At 55.5% G+C, this 17684-nt stretch carries 25 protein-coding genes and 1 pseudogene; 3 read left to right on the forward strand and 23 right to left on the reverse strand.

All coding sequences use genetic code 11. From position 1 onward, the window contains the following. The first annotated feature begins 38 nt into the window (after window positions 1–38). From ACZRJQ_RS00985 to ACZRJQ_RS00995, 3 genes are all read left to right on the forward strand, one after another. On the forward strand, window positions 39–374 hold the full coding sequence (locus ACZRJQ_RS00985; protein WP_463976554.1) for a helix-turn-helix domain-containing protein: 336 nt from the start codon (window positions 39–41) through the stop codon (window positions 372–374). A gap of 357 nt (window positions 375–731) precedes the next feature. Further along, window positions 732–1214, forward strand: a complete 483-nt coding sequence (locus ACZRJQ_RS00990; protein WP_463976555.1) for a hypothetical protein — start codon at window positions 732–734, stop codon at window positions 1212–1214. Between the two features lie 31 nt (window positions 1215–1245). Beyond that, window positions 1246–1605, forward strand: coding sequence for a hypothetical protein (locus ACZRJQ_RS00995; RefSeq protein ID WP_463976556.1), 360 nt, complete (start codon window positions 1246–1248; stop codon window positions 1603–1605). A gap of 170 nt (window positions 1606–1775) precedes the next feature. Here ACZRJQ_RS00995 and ACZRJQ_RS01000 read toward each other — a convergent pair whose 3' ends face one another. From ACZRJQ_RS01000 to ACZRJQ_RS01110, 23 genes and pseudogenes are all read right to left on the reverse strand, one after another. Then, the gene (locus ACZRJQ_RS01000; protein ID WP_463976557.1) at window positions 1776–2192 is read right to left on the reverse strand and encodes a type II toxin-antitoxin system YafO family toxin; all 417 of its coding nucleotides are present in this window, start codon (window positions 2190–2192) and stop codon (window positions 1776–1778) included. A gap of 6 nt (window positions 2193–2198) precedes the next feature. Continuing rightward, entirely contained in the window at window positions 2199–2345 is a 147-nt protein-coding gene (locus ACZRJQ_RS01005; protein WP_463976558.1) for a hypothetical protein, read from the reverse strand. A gap of 75 nt (window positions 2346–2420) precedes the next feature. Next, complete coding sequence (locus ACZRJQ_RS01010) at window positions 2421–3680, reverse strand: phage late control D family protein (RefSeq protein WP_463976559.1); 1260 nt, start codon at window positions 3678–3680, stop codon at window positions 2421–2423. Beyond that, window positions 3677–4117, reverse strand: a complete 441-nt coding sequence (locus tag ACZRJQ_RS01015; RefSeq protein WP_463976560.1) for a phage tail protein — start codon at window positions 4115–4117, stop codon at window positions 3677–3679. Before ACZRJQ_RS01015 ends, ACZRJQ_RS01010 begins: the two co-directional genes overlap by 4 nt. A 5-nt stretch (window positions 4118–4122) precedes the next feature. Next, window positions 4123–6375 carry a phage tail tape measure protein gene (locus ACZRJQ_RS01020; protein ID WP_463976561.1) on the reverse strand — a complete coding sequence of 751 codons (2253 nt, stop codon included), beginning with the start codon at window positions 6373–6375 and terminating at the stop codon, window positions 4123–4125. A gap of 298 nt (window positions 6376–6673) precedes the next feature. Then, on the reverse strand, window positions 6674–6793 hold the full coding sequence (locus tag ACZRJQ_RS01025) for a GpE family phage tail protein (RefSeq protein ID WP_463976562.1): 120 nt from the start codon (window positions 6791–6793) through the stop codon (window positions 6674–6676). A gap of 8 nt (window positions 6794–6801) precedes the next feature. Then, entirely contained in the window at window positions 6802–7140 is a 339-nt protein-coding gene (locus tag ACZRJQ_RS01030) for a phage tail assembly protein (RefSeq protein ID WP_463976563.1), read from the reverse strand. 51 nt (window positions 7141–7191) lie between these two features. Then, window positions 7192–7707 (reverse strand): phage major tail tube protein, encoded by a 516-nt coding sequence (locus ACZRJQ_RS01035; protein ID WP_463976564.1) that lies wholly within the window; start codon window positions 7705–7707, stop codon window positions 7192–7194. A gap of 50 nt (window positions 7708–7757) precedes the next feature. Beyond that, window positions 7758–8927, reverse strand: a complete 1170-nt coding sequence (locus ACZRJQ_RS01040; RefSeq protein ID WP_463976565.1) for a phage tail sheath protein — start codon at window positions 8925–8927, stop codon at window positions 7758–7760. 124 nt (window positions 8928–9051) lie between these two features. Beyond that, window positions 9052–9651 (reverse strand): tail fiber assembly protein, encoded by a 600-nt coding sequence (locus ACZRJQ_RS01045; RefSeq protein WP_463976566.1) that lies wholly within the window; start codon window positions 9649–9651, stop codon window positions 9052–9054. Between the two features lie 7 nt (window positions 9652–9658). After that, window positions 9659–11275 (reverse strand): phage tail-collar fiber domain-containing protein, encoded by a 1617-nt coding sequence (locus ACZRJQ_RS01050; protein WP_463976567.1) that lies wholly within the window; start codon window positions 11273–11275, stop codon window positions 9659–9661. After that, window positions 11272–11889, reverse strand: coding sequence for a phage tail protein I (locus tag ACZRJQ_RS01055; RefSeq protein ID WP_463976568.1), 618 nt, complete (start codon window positions 11887–11889; stop codon window positions 11272–11274). Before ACZRJQ_RS01055 ends, ACZRJQ_RS01050 begins: the two co-directional genes overlap by 4 nt. Beyond that, window positions 11886–12800, reverse strand: coding sequence for a baseplate J/gp47 family protein (locus ACZRJQ_RS01060; protein ID WP_463976569.1), 915 nt, complete (start codon window positions 12798–12800; stop codon window positions 11886–11888). Before ACZRJQ_RS01060 ends, ACZRJQ_RS01055 begins: the two co-directional genes overlap by 4 nt. Next, a complete protein-coding gene (locus ACZRJQ_RS01065) occupies window positions 12797–13141 on the reverse strand; it encodes a GPW/gp25 family protein (RefSeq protein WP_463976570.1) in 345 nt (114 codons plus the stop codon). Before ACZRJQ_RS01065 ends, ACZRJQ_RS01060 begins: the two co-directional genes overlap by 4 nt. Next, a complete protein-coding gene (locus tag ACZRJQ_RS01070; RefSeq protein WP_463976974.1) occupies window positions 13138–13710 on the reverse strand; it encodes a phage baseplate assembly protein V in 573 nt (190 codons plus the stop codon). Before ACZRJQ_RS01070 ends, ACZRJQ_RS01065 begins: the two co-directional genes overlap by 4 nt. Before the next feature lie 72 nt (window positions 13711–13782). Further along, window positions 13783–14721 (reverse strand): RHS repeat-associated core domain-containing protein, encoded by a 939-nt coding sequence (locus ACZRJQ_RS01075; RefSeq protein ID WP_463976571.1) that lies wholly within the window; start codon window positions 14719–14721, stop codon window positions 13783–13785. Window positions 14722–14819: 98 nt separating this feature from the next. After that, on the reverse strand, window positions 14820–15278 hold the full coding sequence (locus ACZRJQ_RS01080; protein ID WP_463976572.1) for a phage virion morphogenesis protein: 459 nt from the start codon (window positions 15276–15278) through the stop codon (window positions 14820–14822). Next, entirely contained in the window at window positions 15268–15750 is a 483-nt protein-coding gene (locus ACZRJQ_RS01085) for a phage tail protein (RefSeq protein ID WP_463976573.1), read from the reverse strand. Before ACZRJQ_RS01085 ends, ACZRJQ_RS01080 begins: the two co-directional genes overlap by 11 nt. Next, window positions 15747–15929: pseudogene (lysC, locus tag ACZRJQ_RS01090) on the reverse strand (Rz1-like lysis system protein LysC); the annotation flags it as partial. The pseudogene lysC and the gene ACZRJQ_RS01085, both read right to left, overlap by 4 nt. After that, window positions 15847–16290, reverse strand: coding sequence for an Rz-like lysis system protein LysB (gene lysB, locus ACZRJQ_RS01095; protein ID WP_463976574.1), 444 nt, complete (start codon window positions 16288–16290; stop codon window positions 15847–15849). The pseudogene lysC and the gene lysB, both read right to left, overlap by 83 nt. Then, window positions 16287–16493 carry a hypothetical protein gene (locus ACZRJQ_RS01100; RefSeq protein ID WP_463976575.1) on the reverse strand — a complete coding sequence of 69 codons (207 nt, stop codon included), beginning with the start codon at window positions 16491–16493 and terminating at the stop codon, window positions 16287–16289. Before ACZRJQ_RS01100 ends, lysB begins: the two co-directional genes overlap by 4 nt. After that, window positions 16490–17332 (reverse strand): N-acetylmuramidase domain-containing protein, encoded by an 843-nt coding sequence (locus tag ACZRJQ_RS01105; protein WP_463976576.1) that lies wholly within the window; start codon window positions 17330–17332, stop codon window positions 16490–16492. The genes ACZRJQ_RS01100 and ACZRJQ_RS01105 overlap by 4 nt, the downstream gene beginning before the upstream one ends. After that, window positions 17329–17643: a phage holin, lambda family gene (locus ACZRJQ_RS01110; protein ID WP_463976577.1), complete on the reverse strand. Its 315-nt coding sequence runs from the start codon at window positions 17641–17643 to the stop codon at window positions 17329–17331. Before ACZRJQ_RS01110 ends, ACZRJQ_RS01105 begins: the two co-directional genes overlap by 4 nt. Between the last annotated feature and the right edge of the window lie 41 nt (window positions 17644–17684).

The raw sequence follows: 17684 nt of genomic DNA on the forward strand, positions 1-17684 counted from the left end.
TACAAATGTTGGAATGTAAAGAATTTATGGAGATATTTGTGGGATTTGGCGAGCGCCTCAAAGAAGAACGCGAGCGTTTGGGGTTCAACCAAACTGAATTTGCCGCTCTAGCTGGGGCATCGAAAAACAGCCAGTACAACTATGAAAAAGGTGATCGGAGTCCAGATGCGGCATACCTTGCAGCAGTGGCCGAGAAAGGTGTCGACATCCTTTATGTTGTCACTGGGGTAGCAACACCACGGGTCGTTGAAGGATTTACTGAAGCAGAGGACAAGTTGGTAAATCAATACAGGGCCTTACCTGAAGCTGATCAGGCAGCAGTTGATAGAATTGTGGGGGCTATGTGGGAGATATCCACGAAAGGTAGGGAGTAGTCCTTCAGGAAATAGAGCTGTTACCGCGCTTAACTTACGACTTGCCCCCTTTAACGTGCGTTTGACTATGCGATTCACGGAGCAGTGAGCATGTCAAACCAAAGCGGAGCTAAAGGTGGGCAAAAGAGTAAATCCTTCGAAATCTCGTTAAAGAAAGACGAAAGGAAACTTCTTACGCTTTATAGGGAAATGTCTGAGCGTGACCGGCGATACATTCGTCGAGTGGCTGAGGTGATTTCAACTACCTCAGGTTGACCGTTTGTAAGGTCTACGGCCCGAGCACTTGCTTGGGCTCCCATAGTCATAGCGACTCGTTGAGTAGATCGACGATATGAAGGGACAAGGGAGGGAAGAATTATGATACGAAATTTTTATGTTGTTCTATGTCTGACTGCATTCAGTGGTATTGCTTGGGCTGATGAGCAAGCCATAGCTAATCATTGTCGTGATGAATGGCCCAATGATCGTGAAATGTACGACCACTGTGTTGCAGAACAGAGAAAGGCACTTAGTAGTGTTACAAAGCACTCAGGTCCGATACGCACCCACTGTGAGTCCGATTGGGGTACTGATTATGAAATGATTTTGCACTGTATTAAAGAGCAACAATCTTCTGCAAGTGTTATTGCCCGTGCCCCTCAAGACGAGATAGCTACACGCTGTGCCCGCGAGTGGCCTAAAGAACTTGACATGCAAGAGCACTGTGCCAAAGAACGTAGGATGTCCAAAGAAAACATAGAACGTAATTATTCAGGAACCCTACGTCGCTCATGTGAGCGTCAGTGGGGCACTGAGTATGAGATGGTCGAGCATTGTATTGAGGAAGGGTTGGTTGAGTAAGTGATGCTTGTTTTTTGATGGGAAGATGCTGATGAACTTTATAAAGCTATGTGTCGTTGGGTTTGTTTGTATATTTCTTACTGCATGCGGTAATAGTGGTGACGCACAGAGTGGAAAAGGCAGCGGTCAAGTTGCAAAGGATAACCTAGTCAATGTGTATAACATTAAGTCCGATGAGTATCTGGGCAATATTAAACGCACAGTTGAAGTGAGACTGGTATCTAAACTTTCACTTGAACAATTAAAGGCGGTAGCAGAAATAATCAAGGCCGATGAGAAGAGAAAAACCGAGCGAACGTTTATTGGATATGCCCTAGAGGGGCATCAAGCACCAGGGTACTGGGCTACCACGCACTATAATCCTGATTTGAACGTTATTATTTTGGAGTAGTGAAGTTCGGCTACTGTAAATAGCCTGACTTGATGCTGGGCTTTTTGAACTAAAGTGATCAACCTGCCTGACGCTTTATCAGTGCCACTTACGAATTGCGTCTTGCACAGCCTTGAAATACCAGAGGGCCTAGGGCGGTATCACATAGGCCGGTAAGCAGGCTGCTCGATTCAATCATCAATGTCAGGATAAACGATTGACCCTAACATCCAGGGTTCAACGATTTGGCTATGGATATTTCGCAGATATGAGCCCCAGTCCTGACGGTTATGAGCGTCAGGTCCAATAATAGTCAGTAGCAAGTATTCATCACGATATTCGTCATAGGCATAAATCAGCCAAATGTCATTTTCAGGGTCGTTGAGGCGAGTAGTGCGATAGAACTGATTTTTCTGTTTGGACCAGAGGTTTTGTATGTTCAATGTATTGGCTAAATGGATGTGCCAAATACCCGCCAAATCAAGTTTTTCGTCTCTGCCGAAAATGTTGGGTAAATCGCCGCACACTTTATAGTTATAAAAGTGTGCGGCGAAGTTTCCCCAATTACTAATTTCTTGAAAGAGGGCGGAAATTTTTACAGCAGGCATTAGAACCTACTTAGAGGCAGGCTGTTTGCCAGTCAGGACGAACGCTTCGAAGGCTTTTTGCCCATCGCGTGCAGCCTGACGAACGTCAAGGTAAGTCAGCTCGTGGCTGATGACCTTTTTATGAGGTTTGTCGATTTTTTTGGGGGTGGCCATGACTACCTCCGATGTGTGTGTATTCATGCTTGATAGCTTATGTGATTAATCTTTTATGAGCAAACGGCTGCCGGTTCAGGTTTTCATTCGCGCCCACTCTCGATCTACCGCCCGTTTGGCCGAATGCTGGCTTGCGTAAAGCAATTTTAGTCGGCACGGTGTGGTCTGATCCCCTGCGGTAACCGTCTTTTCCTTACCCGTTTTTTGATCACGGTAGTGCGCAATGACTCCGGTGAAGTCCCCCTGATTTTCTTCAACAAGATCTTCTACACCATCCTCCGGCAACTTGCTTTCCAACTCTAGGCTCACGGTGTAGCCGCCGTCGGCGGTAAGGCTGTGCTGCACGTTGCCGCCGTACCAAATAATTTCGTCGATTTCCGCTTTCACACCTTCAAGGGTGTAGGTTAATTCCGGGATCAAGTCAGGGCGGCCCATCGCCAGATTGTAGCTAAGGGTGGCGTTGCCACGTTGCAGGCGCTTGTATTCTGCACGGGCGGCTCGTAGCGCCGACTGTTGGTCACTGTAGGTGTGCCGCAGATCTTTTAGGTTGTCGCCGCCGCCGGCAATGGCTTCCTGTTTCTTGGCACTGTTGACGTCGTAGAAATAGGCGCGCACGCCGTCGTAGCTGTCGCGGTCGGCTTGTAGGTAGCGGTGTTGGTCGCCGTCGGCGCGAGTGAGGGTGATGTGGGGCAGGTCAAGGCCACTGACAGTTTTACCGCCGCCCGCTGGTAGGCACAGCAAACAACCCGCTTTGACGCTGGTCACCGCGTCGAACTCTTCACCCAGTCGACTAATCAAGTTGGCGTCGGACTCGTTGGCCTGATCAAGCTGCAGTATGGGTAAGGCCTTGAGTGCGTCGGCAATGGTCGCTGTCAGGTTGTTACCGGTGGCGATATCGGTCAGCACGTCACCGAGGGTAGTGTTGCTCCAACTGCGCTCGCGTTTGGTCTTGAGGCCCTTACGCATGTCAGCCGATCTAGCGCGGATGCTGAGCATGTCTGGGGCGCCGCTGTGTTCGGTTTCGTCGACGGTGTAGGTGCCTTTGTCCACCAAGCCTGTGTCACTCCAGCCCAGCCATAATCGGAGCACTGCACCTTTGGGCGGAATAGCTAACAGACCATCATGGTCACTGAGGATGATGGTAAGTTGATCCGCTTCGATGCCTCGGTTATCGGTCAATTCCAGACTCATCAGCCGGGGGCTGATCAATTGCGCGATATCGAGGCCATCGACACTGAGCCGAAAGGTCGGGGTTGTGTAGGCAGTGTCGCGGATGAGTCGCTCGGGGTTATCGTTGAGGTAGCCGGTAACCTTGGAAAGCACTGACTCGGTCACAGCAAATCTCGCAAGATGTTGGCCCCAATGCTTGTGCTTGCGTCGAACAAGTCGATTCGGTCATCGTCGATGCGTTTAAGGTTCAGGGTGAACTCAATTCGCCGAGGGGTGCCGTCCCGGAAAAAAAGGGTCTTGGTTTCGCTCATGCTTTCGATCACCCACAGCCCGTAGATTCGGCCACTGCCTTCGATCATGGGCCAAGCCTTGCCGGTGTTGGCCATTAATCGCAAGGTGTCGAGGCTCAGAGCACTGCCGGCCAATTCCGGAAAGATTGTCCCGGGGAGGGCGGCGGTATCGTCGCCACGGCCCATGAACTGCCTAGCAGGAGCTGCGCCGATACGGTTGTTACTCGCGTGGCGCCAATCGGTTTGGCGCTGCAGTTCTTGATAGGCAGCGGTGGATAGGCTAAATACGAACATACCGAGGGCGAGCATCACGGCGGTTACTCCAAGTCAGAAAGTTTACTGCGCTGACGGGCTTTTTTTTCGTTCTCGATGCGGATTAGCATGGCGCGCAGGCTCTTTTCCAGGCTTTGCAGATCCATGCCAGGAGCCACCGTTAGAGTGAATTCGTAGGTGTCGTGACTGTCGTACACGGCTGCGGTTGATAGGCCGTTGATCGGTGGGCGATCATCTACAGCGAGTGCAGGCATAACGGTTGTGCCTAGGGCCAAGGTGCCAGCCGCAGTCAGTTGTTTGATCATGCTGGTCAGTGCGTCTAGGGGGCCTTTCTTGCCACCCTCTAGTCCCTGTGTCAGGCCTGCTATGGTGAATCCGCCCAAATCAGCGAACACTCGAGATGGACTGTGGATATCGAGCTTTTCCTTGAACCAGCTAATGGTCGAGTCGCCGATATTGTTAATGGCCGTTTTGACCCTGCTTAAGCCAGCAGTAAGTCCGCTGATCAGGCCATTAACGATCATGCTACCAAACTCGGTAAATCGACTAGGCAGGTCAACTCCCAGATAGCTCAGCACTGCCGCAAAGGCTTGATAGACCAAACCAATGGGGCTGAAATTGGTCAGTACCGTGAGAATGCCGCTTACGCCGCCATCAAAACCGGCTTTTATTTCCTTCCAGGAGTTAGAGAAATAGCTTTTGACCGCGTCCCAATTTTCGTAGATCAGGTAGGCTGCTCCCGCGATGGCAGCAATTGCTAGCCCAACGGGGTTGAGCATCAGTGCTCGTCCGAGCCAAAGCAGCGCCTTACCGACAAAGGGCAGCACATTTTTACCCAAGTTCATGAGCGTGCCGATCAATCCTGGCATGCGAATACCTAGTTGAGCCAACATCAGGCGTAAGGTAATAAATGGCAATAAGGCACCTGCAACCGCTACCATCAAACCGCCTATAGCTACCATCAGGCCCGCAATAATGACGCCTGTTTTGAACAGCACGCCACTGAGTTTTGGATTAGCCTTGATCCACTGACCAATGTTTCGTATTACCTCAGTAATACTTTTTACTACGTCTCTGATTGGCCCGTCGTTTACATCGGTGATGCTGATACCCACTTCTTCCCAAGCGCTACGCAGACCCTTCAGATCACCATCAATGTTATCGGCGCGGACAAGTGCCATTTTAGCGTTTTCACCCTGGGCATTTTTCAACTCGCTCAGCAGCGCTGTCAGGGCTCCTGTCCCCCTTTTATCAATCAGCTCAGCCATACCTGAGCCCGCCTCCACGCCAAAAATATTCTTAAAGTGTGCCGCGCGCTTGGTGTTGCCCATCTTTGCGGTAGCGGTGGAGATGTCTTGAAGGATGTCGGGCATCTCGCGAAGGTTGCCGTTTGCATCACTGACTTTCAGGCCAAGCTCGGCAATAGAGTTTGCCGCTGCTTTTGGGGGGGCTGCCAGGCGGTTTAGCATGGCGCGCATGGTGGTGCCAGCTTGGCTGCCCTGAATACCGATGTTTCCTAATAAGCCTGCCATGCTTGCTGCCTGCTCGAGCGTTAGCCCGAGGCCTTCGGCTGAACCCATGTATTTCATGGTGTCGCCGAGCATTTCGAGGTTGACGTTGGCGCGGGCTGACACCCCTGAGAGTACGTCGGTAACACGGGTGATATTGCCCGCAACTTCGGGATCGATCTTAAAGGCACTGCTGATATTTGAAGCGATATCTGCTCCTCGTGCTAAGTCCACACCATTGGCAATGGCAAGATCGAGCACATCTCGCATAGAGGAATTGATCGCTTCTGGTGTGAAGCCTGCACGTGCGAGAAAGGTTTGGCCAGCACCGACCTGTGTGGCACTAAACGCGGTAGAGGCTCCAAGATCACGCGCCTGCTGCTTGAGTGCTTTTAGACGCTCATCGCCTTTATCCAGGCGAGTCACAGCCTGTAATTCGCTCATTTGGGCACCGTACTCTACACCCGGTTTAAGTAGCCGTGCCGTAGCAAACAATGCCGCTCCACCACCAAATGCGGCAGCCGTACCTTTGCCAGCCAATTGGCCTACAGCCTGTTGTTGGCGTTGATACGTCTGCCTGGCGCGAGTCAACCGTTGTTGTTGACGGGTGAGATCTTCAAGGCGTCGACGCTGACGTTCCATTTGCTGGTTGGCATTGATGATGTCCTGCCGCAAACGGCGCTCATGTTCACCAAGGTTTTGTGTTGATATTCCTGCCGCGTTTAACCGTTGACGCATCTGTTGGAGTTGCAGCGTTTGGGCAGCTTCGTGCCGCTTGAGCTGCTGCATTGCACGCTTGGCCTGTGCAAATTCTCGCGTCATGGCTTGGGTGGGATTTTGCGTTTGAGACAGGGCCCGTCCCAGTGCCTGAGCACGCCGCTGAGCGGCTTGTAGCTCGGAGCGTGTGGAACTTAGTCCTTGCTTGAGCCCGCGAAAACCGTTTATTTGTTTCTGCGAGTCATTGAGGGCTTTCAGCTTGTCCCTAGCTACTTTGAGTGCCTGCCCAGCAACGCTGGATTGGCGCTGAATACTGCGTAGCGGTGCTGTTACCCGGTCAATGGTGTTGAGCAATACCTGAATCCGCAGATCATTTGCCATCGGTGGTACTCCGCACCCTTGCGCGCTCGCGCCAGCCCATCAGCTCTTGCAGGCTCAACTGATCCATATCAGTCGGTGCCCAATGAAAAACCACTGCCAAGTCAGCCATCGCGTCTTCTACGCAGCGAGGGATGCGTCCGTTTTCAGCGACTTCTGTAGCAAAAAACCAGACACCTTGGTGCTGAGGGCAAACAAGTCGGCAGGGTCCATAGCGCTGATTTCAACGGAGGTGAGAGTAGGCGTGCTGATACGCGGTAACACCTTGATCAAGCTGTTGACGTCCATTTGCAGTAGATCAGCCAAGCTTATACCGCGAAGTTCGCCCGCATTGGGTTTGCGCAAGGTAATGCTGTCAAGCGTGGTGGTTCCACGACGGATTGGGGTGTCGAGGATGACGGTGTTGTCGTCGGTCAATGGCTGAACTTCAGGTTGGTCGGTGGTTACTTTGGTGGTCATGACTAAAGCTCCTGGGAAGAATACGTGTGGTGATTGTTTAAGGTTGGGTGATCAGAGGCCGATGGCTGAACGCTGTTTCTCTAGCATGTCGACCCCGCCGATTTTCTCGATGAAGTTGAGCAGATCGATTTCGATAATTTCTTCGTTGTCGACGGTCAACTTGTAATAGGTGCAGGTGGTGGTCATGGAATGCTCGGTGTCTTCGCCTGGCTGCGCGTCACCCATCTCAATGGTTTCGTGGCGGCCGCGCACGACGATTTCCACAGTGCTGACTTCGCCTGTGTCGTCCTGTTCGAAGCAGCCAGAAAAGCGCAGGGCAACACCCGAAGCATTGACCGCGCCGAACTGTTTGAGGGAGATCAGATCGAGACCACCCGTCTTCCATTCCAACTGGATACCATCGTCGGAAAAGCCCAGATCGACCTTGACTGGGCCATTCATGCCGCCTCCGCGATAGGCTTCCATCTTGCGGCCCAACGCAGGCAAGGTGACGGACTTGGCGACACCTGTGTAGCTGTTGCCGTCGTTGAACAGGTTCATGTTTTTGAGTTTGCGTGGCAGGGCCATGAGGTTATCTCCGGGATAAGGGTGTGCCTCCCCTTGCGGGGAGGCCCGGTTTAACGGTTGATCTTGCTGGCGAAGTCGATCAGGTAGCGGTCGGTGATGCGCTGACGCAGGGTTAGGTCTTCCAGCGGCGGCACCGGGGTGTAGTCGTAGTCGAGGTAGAGCTTGCCGGCTTTGAGGGTGTCTTTTTCGTTGATGTCGTCCGGGAACCAGCAACTGCCGCCGATCAAGTAGCCCTGCGAGGTCAGCTCGCGGAACTTGGCGTTGATCCCTTCGACGATGTCGCGCACGAGCGAGGCGTGCATCGGTTTATCAACCGCCCACATGTGCGCTTCGGCGATGGTGTCGGCGAGAATCTGCGCGGTGCGGGTGTAGTTCTCAAAGGCAAACAGCGGGTCGTCGGAACACGTGCGGCTGCCCCAGAAGCGATAGCCACCTTCGTTGATCAGCGTGGTGACTTCGTTGCTGTTGAGGTAGTTGGCGTCGGTGGCCGGGTTTTGTAGATCCCAGAACACGTCGGCGCTAATGCCGGTGACGCCATTGACCGCGACGTTGGACAGGGTTTTGTGCCAGCCAATCTCCTGATCGATCTTGGCGCGCAAGCCCAGGGCGCGGGCCACTGCTGATGCGACAGCGGTTTGGCTGGTGATGGTGTCGAAGTTGAGGAAGTCCGGCCAGATGACCATGACCTCACGGGCACCGAAGTTTTCGCGGTAAGCGACCACTTCTTCCTTGGTTTTACAGTCCCAGGCACTGACGTAGGCGAAGGCCCGCAACTGCTGCGCGACGCTCGCCAGTGCGGTGGCCACCGGCAAGCTGTCCAGCCCCGGTACGCCAAGAATGCGCGGCACCATGCCCAGCCGAGCCTTGGCCGCGAGCAGGGCTTTCATGCCGGTGTACTTGCCGTCGGCGGTGGTGGTGCCGATTAGCGCGCTGGTGGTTTCGGCTTCGTCTGCGCCTTCCTTGACCCGCACCACGATGGTGTAGGGCTTGGTTTGGTCAGCAATGGCTTGCAGGCTGGCGGCGAGGGTGCCTTTGACCCCAGCTTTGCCGACAGCGCTTTGTACGTTGGTGATCAGTACTGGCGTATCCAGTGGAAAGAACGCTGCGTCCGCGTCATCGGCTGTGCAAACCATGCCGATAACTGCGGTGGGGATAGTGCGAATGGGGCGGGTGCCGTCGTTGAGTTCGAGAACCCGCACGCCGTGGAGATAATCGGCCATGGGTGATGCCTGCGCAGTGGAATGACACTGCACAGGCTGCCGCGTGCGTGGCGGATGGGCGAGGAGGTGGGCTTGTAGCGTGTGGGGTTACAGGGCGTCGGGGTGTAGACGCCCTGATGTTGGATCACTGGATTTGGTTGGCAATCCAGTCCGGTGCAACGGGGCGCTGTTGCAGTGCAGGAAAGTCCGGCGACTGCGGCCAATCGCGCAACTCTTGCAGGTAGCTCAGCAGTTGCTTGAATTGCTCCGGCGTCAGGGTGTGGGCCAGGTCAAGATCAGACTCGTCACGGTGGCGTTCGCGCAGCCATTGGACGTTCTCAATCTCGGCGTCGCGCCATTGGCGTTCCAGAGTCCGCTGGTTGGCCTGCTCGACCTCGCGATCAATGACCCAAGCCTGACCGTTCCACACATGATCCGGGTTTGGTTTGGGTTGTGTGGTCAAGCTGTCCGGCAATGGCCCGAGGTTGATCCACTGACGCGGCTCGCCGGTAACGGTGTCGTACACCTCGCCGCGAAAGTCCTCGATCACCGTCCATGCCGGTTCAACCCCCGGCACATGAATCGCAGCAAAGCCGGGCTTGGTTTCGGGCGGTGCTTCGGTCACGGCTCGTCCTGGTATTAGCCAGTTACCTGGTTCAAGGGGATCAGGGTCGGCATAAGCGGTGCCAATAAACTCACCCGTCAGCGGGTGCGATTGATAAACCACCAAAAGATCGTCGCTCATAAAGGCCTCAGTACTTAATACATTTGAGACGCGCAACGTTGCGCATGCGGGTTTCAGCGCCGATACGCGGCGTGCCGTTGACCCCGTCCGAGATGGGTGCGGAGAGCTGGGGAAGTGTTGTTGCGACAGAATATCGACGTAGATCGTTACCGGCGTAAGCACCACCAGTGACAATTGCTCCTTGGCCCCACGACATTGGGTATTTCATTCCCTGCACTTGATCTAGCTGAACGCTGCCTAAGGTGCGGCCACGGTCAATACCTCGGCCCTCATCCAAGCCACGAAAGACCTCACCTCGACTGTCTGGCAGGTTGAAAGTGGTCGAGCCGTTACCAGCGCCGTAGCGGATGCCAATAGCGGCAAACAACCGTGCATAAGTAGCTCGCGATATGGCCGCTCCGTTTTCTTTTAGAAAGCCTGTCGGCGCCACCGGGCCTGCATAGTCAATTGAAGTACCCGCGGGTAACACCTGATTAAGGTCGAGGTTTCCCGAGTGCCAAACAGTAAAGTCTTCTGTCCATACACCACCTGTATGACCACGGAACATGAACACGTTGTCTCGAATGTAAGCTTGCCAGCCGGAATTTTGCGAATAGGCCGTCAGCACACTTCCTGCCGCGTTGCCAAAACCATTAAGGGTTCCAGCCGTCGGGATTTGATAAGAGAAACACGTCATATCAATGGCTTTCATATCGGTGTACGCGGCAACGATCCGAGTGCCCCATCCGCCTTCACCCAGAGGCATGGCTTCGTCTTTGTTCGCTTTCAATGCCAGTGCATTAATGATGGTATTGGCAAAATTTGGGTCGCCCCCCAAGGCGGCCGCCAGCTCTTTCAGTGTATCCAGCGCACCGGGTGCTCCTCCAACAAGCGCAGCAATAACGGCCTGGACAAACTCCGTATTGGCCGCTTGGAGATCGTTCGAATTGAGTGCTGGGGTTGGGACTATTGGCTTGCCGGTAAATGAGGGGTTGGCCAGCGGAGCCTTGAGCTTGAGTGCTCCATCAATTTGCTCTTTGGTATAGGCGTCCTTGATACCAATTTCGGCCAGTGTGTCCGGGTTGCTGCCCTCGATCACCACGCCACGCTTATCTGTTACGACCCTGGTATAGCTCCCCGGCGTACGCGTCGGCGGCAGTACTTCAATGATTCGGTCATCTACATACTGACGGGTAGCCAGTACCACGCTCGGATCGATCTTCAACGTGACGTTGGCCGCGCTGGTGACGATGAAGTTCATCCGCACTACTTGAGTCTTGCCGCTGCCCTGTGTCAACAACGGCTTGAAGCTCGGCGCGCAGTTGGCTACGGCCACCAGATCACCGTCGGCGTCGTACAGTCCGATTTCACGAATCCACCAGCCGCCGACGTTTTCCGGGATCACTTGTTCGGCGATCACCACGTTGGTGTTTTTCGGATCGACCTTGACCTGATTCAGTGGGGCGCGGTTGCGCTCGTTGATCAACTGGGTCTGGGTACGGCTGGGGATTGGGTCGGTGCCATTGGCGTCACCCACACCCATTTTCGAGAAGGTCCAAGGGATGCCAAGGGCGTCGGCGTTGGCTTGTTTGGCTTTCCCGACCGCAGTCAGGATCGCCATGAACTGGCTGTTTTGATCAATCATAGGTAAACGTCCAGAGTTTCGATGTGGTGTTCACGGCCCACAGGGCCAAGCAGGCCCGTGACCTCAATGTCACGCGGGGCCGGTGGGTAAACGTCGATTTCGTCACCCTCGTAGAGCGCGGCAAACACGTTGATGTTGCCGGTGCTTTCAAGGCTGATCGCCAAGCCGGTCAAGTGGCGGCTGACGGGTTTGGCGTCATCGATCAGGAAAGTGAGTTCCTGATACATCTCCTCGGTGATGCCGGTATCGAGCACGCCAACCTTGAGTGCGAAAGTGCCGGGAATACCCTCGGGTACGGTCTGCCACCACTCGACAATCTCAATCAGATAACCCAGTGGCTCGACCACACGGCGCAGCGCACCGATGGTGCCTTTACGCGAGTGGATGACGTAAGACGCCCGGATTGCAGCGCGCTTAGTGCTCTCCAGCCATTTGCTGTCCCAGCGGTCGACCGACAACGACCAAGCCAAATACGGCAACAGTTCGGCGGGGCAGGTGTTGGGGTTCCATAGCTGACGCAGCGGAATGGGCACCCGCTGAATCTGTGCCAGCGCTTGTGCCGCCTGGCGTTCCAGATCGCTGGCATTGCGCGGCAACAACGATGGTCCGCTCACGCCTCAACACCCAACGACAAGGTGACGGATGTGCAGAAGGGCGCTTGATAGGGCGTGGCGCGAATGTCTTGCCAGTTCAACAGCGTGACTTTGCGCACGCCCTCCACATGCAGCGCGGCGTGGATAGCGGATTCAGATACCTCCATGCCCAAGCGACGGCGCTGATGCACAAAAGCCAACAGGCGTTTTTCAGCGGCAGCAAGGATCGGCTCAGACTCTGGGCCGCTGGTGGTCAGGTAGAGGGTGGCTTTGACCTGGTAACGAATGACCTGCGCGGGTTGCACCGTGAGGCGATCCGCCACGGGGCGTCGGTCTTCATCGCTGAGATAAGCCAGAACGGTCGCCAACAACGCGGCATTGGCCGTGCCGTCGCCGAGCAAGGCTTGTACCGTCACAACCACCACCGCAGGGCTGGGGCTCTCGGCGGTGGCATCACCCACGCGGCCATCGGCAGCGCGGGCGTGAATGATGTAACTGTTACGCGGCCCGGCAGTGCTCAAACCTTCCCATGCCATTTGCGCCCGCTCGCGCAGGCTGTCGTTGCTTTCCATCACACGGGCAACGGGCGGGTTAGCGTTTGGCTTGCCTTCCTGAATCACCAAACGCTTGACGTTGAAATTGGCTGCGAGGTTGTCCAGGTCGTAGTCGGTAGCCAGCGACAACATGTTCGCCACTGCCGCCTCATTCACCCGTTGCCGCCAGAGGGTTTCGCGGTAGGCGTTTTCTTCCAGCAGCTTGGTCAGCGGCTCCGACTCCAGATTCAGGCGTGCGGTGATTTCGGCCTGCTGCTCAACCGGCCACAGGCTGACGGCATGGGCTTTGCGCTCGGCAAGGATTTGCTCATAGTCGATCTGCTGCACGATCTGCGGCGTGGGCAACAGGCTGAGGTCGATAGCGGCGAAGGTGTTCATGCGCCGCCTCCCAGTTGTAGGGGCAAGCTCATGTTCAGCGCCTGATTACGGTCGAGGATGCGACCTTCAATATCAATCACCACTTGGCCTTGCAGCGTTGTACCTTGCAGTTGCACGCGGCTGATACTGATGCGAGGCTCCCAACGCATGATCGCCATCACACTGGCGGCATAGACCCGTAAACGCGTGGCGTCATTGAACGGATGATCCACCAGCTCAGGCAACAAACTGCCGTATTCGCGGCGCATCACGCGAGTGCCGAGGCGGGTGGTCAGAATGTCGCTGATGGATTGGCCGATATGCTCGACTGTACTGATCGCGGCCCCTGTTTCACGGTTCATTGCGGCGCTCCCGTTACAGAACCACCGGGCATCACGCCGCCGTGGGTGTGCTTGACCAGGCTGATGCCAGCGGCCAGCACATCCTCAGAAACAGTGACCTTGCCGGTGACTGTCTGATTGCCGATTTGGGTGTAATCGCCCTGGTGGGTGATCGGGCCAACGATGGTGATCCCGCCCGAACTGCCCAGATGGGTCGTACCGCCGTCAGCCAGTACCGCGTTTAAATGGTGCGCCACGCTGTCGTACTCGATCACCGTGCCGTCACGGTACGTGCGGCGATGTAAACCTTCGCGTTCGCCGTTGGCCGGGTTCGCGGTGCTGTAGATGCCAGTCAGGGCGATGCCGTTAGCGAGCTGGCCGGACGGGCTGAAAATGATGACCTGTTCATCGACAGTGGGCGGGTTCCAGTCCACATCTGCCCCGGCCCGCAATGCGATCCACGGTAGCCAACCGGTTAGCAGTTCGCCGGTTTTCACGCGTACACGGGGTGGCTTCATCTGGACTTCGGCGATGGTGCCGAAGCGGATGAGGTTTTCGAGCATGCGGGCGAGTGCGGGGAGGTTGTTCATGACGCTGATGGTGACGTCATGAGTATGGGAGTGCATCTGTGATGTGCTGTGTAGCTGCGTTTTACAGACGGCTCATATTTCCAAGTGCAAATTCGCCCTTCTTATGCGTTGTGCTTCTGATACACCATCAAGAGGGGCATTCGCTTGTCTTCTCAAGGCACGACGAGCTGCTAGGCCTAACTGCGCACCAGGCGTATTTGCAAGACGATTTTGTATGCCAGCTTCTCGGACTTGAAGTCTAAAGGCTTCGTCTGGAGTTGTGAGGTTTGGCCAGTAATTAGGACGTCGATCCGCAGCGGTACCGAGAGTGCTGTTTAGTGTTTGTACTGCTCGCGTATCACTTGGAGCTATGGAAATTGCTGTTACGGGTTTAGTCGGTGGTGCAGTTGTTGGTTTTAGTAAAGTGGTAGGATTCATCGGTTTGGAAGACAGAGGTTTGTAGCTAGGTTTCCTTTCTCCGGAGATGGAGCTAAAAATGTTTTTCACGTTTTTTGATCTATATAGGTTGAATCTGCTGTAACCAATACCTGCCGCTGTTGCAGCGAGTGAAAACGCTGCTAAGGCTGTTTTTGTATTTCCGTCTGTAGCAGTGCTGGCAATCCCCGCGACTGCACCAGTAGCTAGAAGACCAACAGTTATCCCTTTCCAAATTGGAAAATTACCCGTTGGGTCCGTTCGGTTAATAGGGTCTCCCACGCAGTACATATAGGCGTTTAATCCACCGGCGTCGAATGGGCTGAACTTGTCCGGGCTGTGAAAACGAATTAACACCGGGTTGTAGACACGGTTCCCATTACCTAGCGTATACCAACTGGTTATTGGCTCTCGTATTTCTCCATTGAAACCAAAGTCCGAACTGGATTTGAACTCAGATGAGTGGTGACCGTAAGGCGTATAAGAAGCGCGATTTAGGCCCGATTGGTTCAACTCTGCGAGCACCGAGTTGCTCCCATTTGTTGCAAACAGTGTTGTATGAATCTGGACAGATTGTTTTTGCGTGGAGGTAGGCATGATCGTAAACCTTTTGGTCACTAATAGTCCTATGTTGTACTCGTTTGAACGGGGGGGGGTACTGTTAAAACTGATAGGTAGCGACTTTTTTAGGAGGTTTACATTGCTAGCTGAGTTAGTAAACTTTCTCGAATCAACTCCACATCAGCATTTGTAAACCCCAACAAATCTCTCTGCTGATATCGAACCTCCGGGGCATTGGCCTCGGCACGGTCTTTCAGCCCGAACTGATGCACTCGCGCAATCCGCGCCACTCGCCCGGTGAATCCCACAATGATCGACTGGCCGTCGCCCTTGGCTTTTAGATGGCTTGCTCTCGGCAGTTTCTGAAACATCTTCGCCTGACGCTTTATCCGTCCCTGTTTGCCACGCAACTCCCGTGGCTTGCGCGCCGCATAGGCACTGCCGTCCGGGTTGCGCTGCTGTTTAACCCGCTGCTGCTGGCTACGGCGCAGTTTTTGGGCAAGTGAGCGGGCCAATTTACTCCGGGCGGCGGGTTCCAGTTTGCTGAGCAGTACACCGGCCCAGTCTTCCAGTGCGTCCAGGTCATTGGCCATTTTGGATCATCCATTCACCGTCGAGGCCCAAGCTGCCGGGACGCCATGCGGGGTCGAGGTAGTTGGCGACACGTTGAGGTTCGCCGGGGTGTTTGACGGTGGTGTTGCCGTCGGCGTCTTGGCCCACGACTACGCGCTCAGTCAACGGCAGGCGAATGCTCAGATCGACCTTGCTGTTATCCAGCACGTCCGCCTCAAACTTGATCCCCTGTGCCGACTTGTCGAGGTTTTCCAGCAGTTCGGATTGGTTGACGCTGAGCCAGCCCAGTAGCGGCAGCATCACACTGTCGGGGTGGCCGGCGTAGTCGGTGAGGATGATTTGCAGGTCATAGCTGTATTCAAACGACAGACTGGCGGCAGCGGTGCAGCGCACTTTGCCGTTGTCGATGAAGATCAGCAGTCGATCCGGGTTGTGTTTGAGTTCGGCGATGGTGCTCAGCAGGTGAGCGCGAAGGCTGTCGGGCTTGTTCATGGGGTGGCCTGCTGCTGGTTGAAGATCATATCGACCTGCGCCGCGCACTCAGCCCATGCGGCTTCGGTGCGCTCTTGGTCGGTGAGTAAGTCGCCGTTATTGTGTGGGCCGGTCGTTGGCAGTTGGCACGGCACCACGGCTGGACAGCCACTGACGATAAGCGTCGGCGCCGGTAAGGGCGGGGCGCTCGCGCAGCCGGCGAGCAACATCAGGCAAAGGCTGGGCAGCCCAATCACGCAATGCAGCGTTTTCACGTTTCAGTCCCTCTATCTGTTGTTCGCGAAGGGCCAAGCCTTGGCGCAGTTGGTCGTGCAGACCGCGCAGTTGGCTTTGTGCTTGACGCTCCTGCCCCAAGGTGTCGCGCAGGGCGTTAGCGGTGGTGAGGTTGCGGGCGGCGTCTTCGCGGGCGGTTTGCGCGTCGTCTTGCGCCAGTTTCGTGGCTTGGTTGGCGGCGGCAATGCGCTGTTGCTGACCCCAGACAAACAGCGCCAAAGCACCGAGCAGGGCAAGCCCATACAGCGCCTGGCGCAAAGTGCTCATGCGCGGTACCAGCCCAACTGGTTCATGGTGGCGATGTCCAGGTGCTCGACCGGGCCACGAATGACGATGACTTTGGCATCGGGCTGAATATGGCGCAGCGCCGTGACCAATTGCTGCATGCCTTCGGTTTCCGTGTCCTCGGGCACCACCAACAAATCACCGTCTTGCACACGCAGGGCGCGGACTTCTTCAAGGTCGATCATGCCGCCACCTCTTGACCACAACCGCAGTCCGCATGCCGCTCAAAGGCCCGCTGCAGTTTGATGTCGTACAAATTGCGCTGGTAATCGGGGCCGTTGTAAAGCTTGGCGAACTCAGCCCATTTACGCGCTTTGAGGGCTTTGTGCAGCGCCGGGTCGGTTTCGATAAAGCGCACGAACGCGTCGAATTGTTGTGATTCGCTGGCACTCATGGCAGCGACAAAGGCTTGCACGCTGGCATAGCCCAAGCGCTGCCAGTGAAAGCCCATGATTTGAAACGCGCCCCAAGAAGCGGACTCAAGGGCGGCGTTGTCGTCGATCAGGCGCGCATGGCTTAAACGCTGGTGTTCAGCGCTGCCACCGGCATAACCACCGGGCTTGGGGTTGACGATGGCCGGGTTCAAGGCCGCCAGTTCTGCCGCGTGTTGCTTGAGTTGAACCACGTTATCCCCATCGGTACGAGGGGTGGCTAACTGGCGGTACATGATGTGCCGCTCAAACAGAATCACCGGCTTGCCGTTGTCGAGAAAGCCTTTGCCGTTGGACTCCACTTCATTGACCGCGTAAACGCTGGCTAATGGCACGTCGAGGCGGTGGGCGGCGTTGATTAGGTCTTGGTTTTTCAGCAGTTGCTGGCAATCTCCACCGGCCAGACTGGCGAGGGTTTTACTGCCGGCGATGCCATCGGCCACCAGTCCAGCTTTCAACTGATAAGCGCGCACGGCGGCTTCGGTCAGGTCGCCGTAATGGCCGTCGGCGTTGAGCTTGGCTCCGTGGCTGTTGAGGTTGGTTTGCAGGATACGCACCGCTTGCGAGCGGTCGCCGTGGCGCAGGGTGGTCATGACTGTTCTACCTTACGGATGAAAAACTTTTTGGCTGCAGCGCGAGTGCCTTCCACGCCCAGCAAGCCGATCACACCACCAAAAAAGGGCGCAGTGGTGATGGGCACGCCGATCAGCGACAGGCCGTGGCTTGCAGTGAGGGCCAAGGCTCCGCACAACGGTGCTTCAATCAGCACGCGGCGCAGCGTGCCGCCGCCATACATCACCCGAAGGCCAGCGATGACTAGGGCCAGAAGTCCGGCATAAAGCGTCGGCCAGTTATGTTCAAGCCAGGTGGCGAGCCAGGCCCATGTGTCGGGACGTTCAGGCATGTGATTTATTCCTTTGTCCAAGGGTCGAGTGGTCTTGCTGC

The organism is Pseudomonas sp. E315, assembly GCF_055406205.1.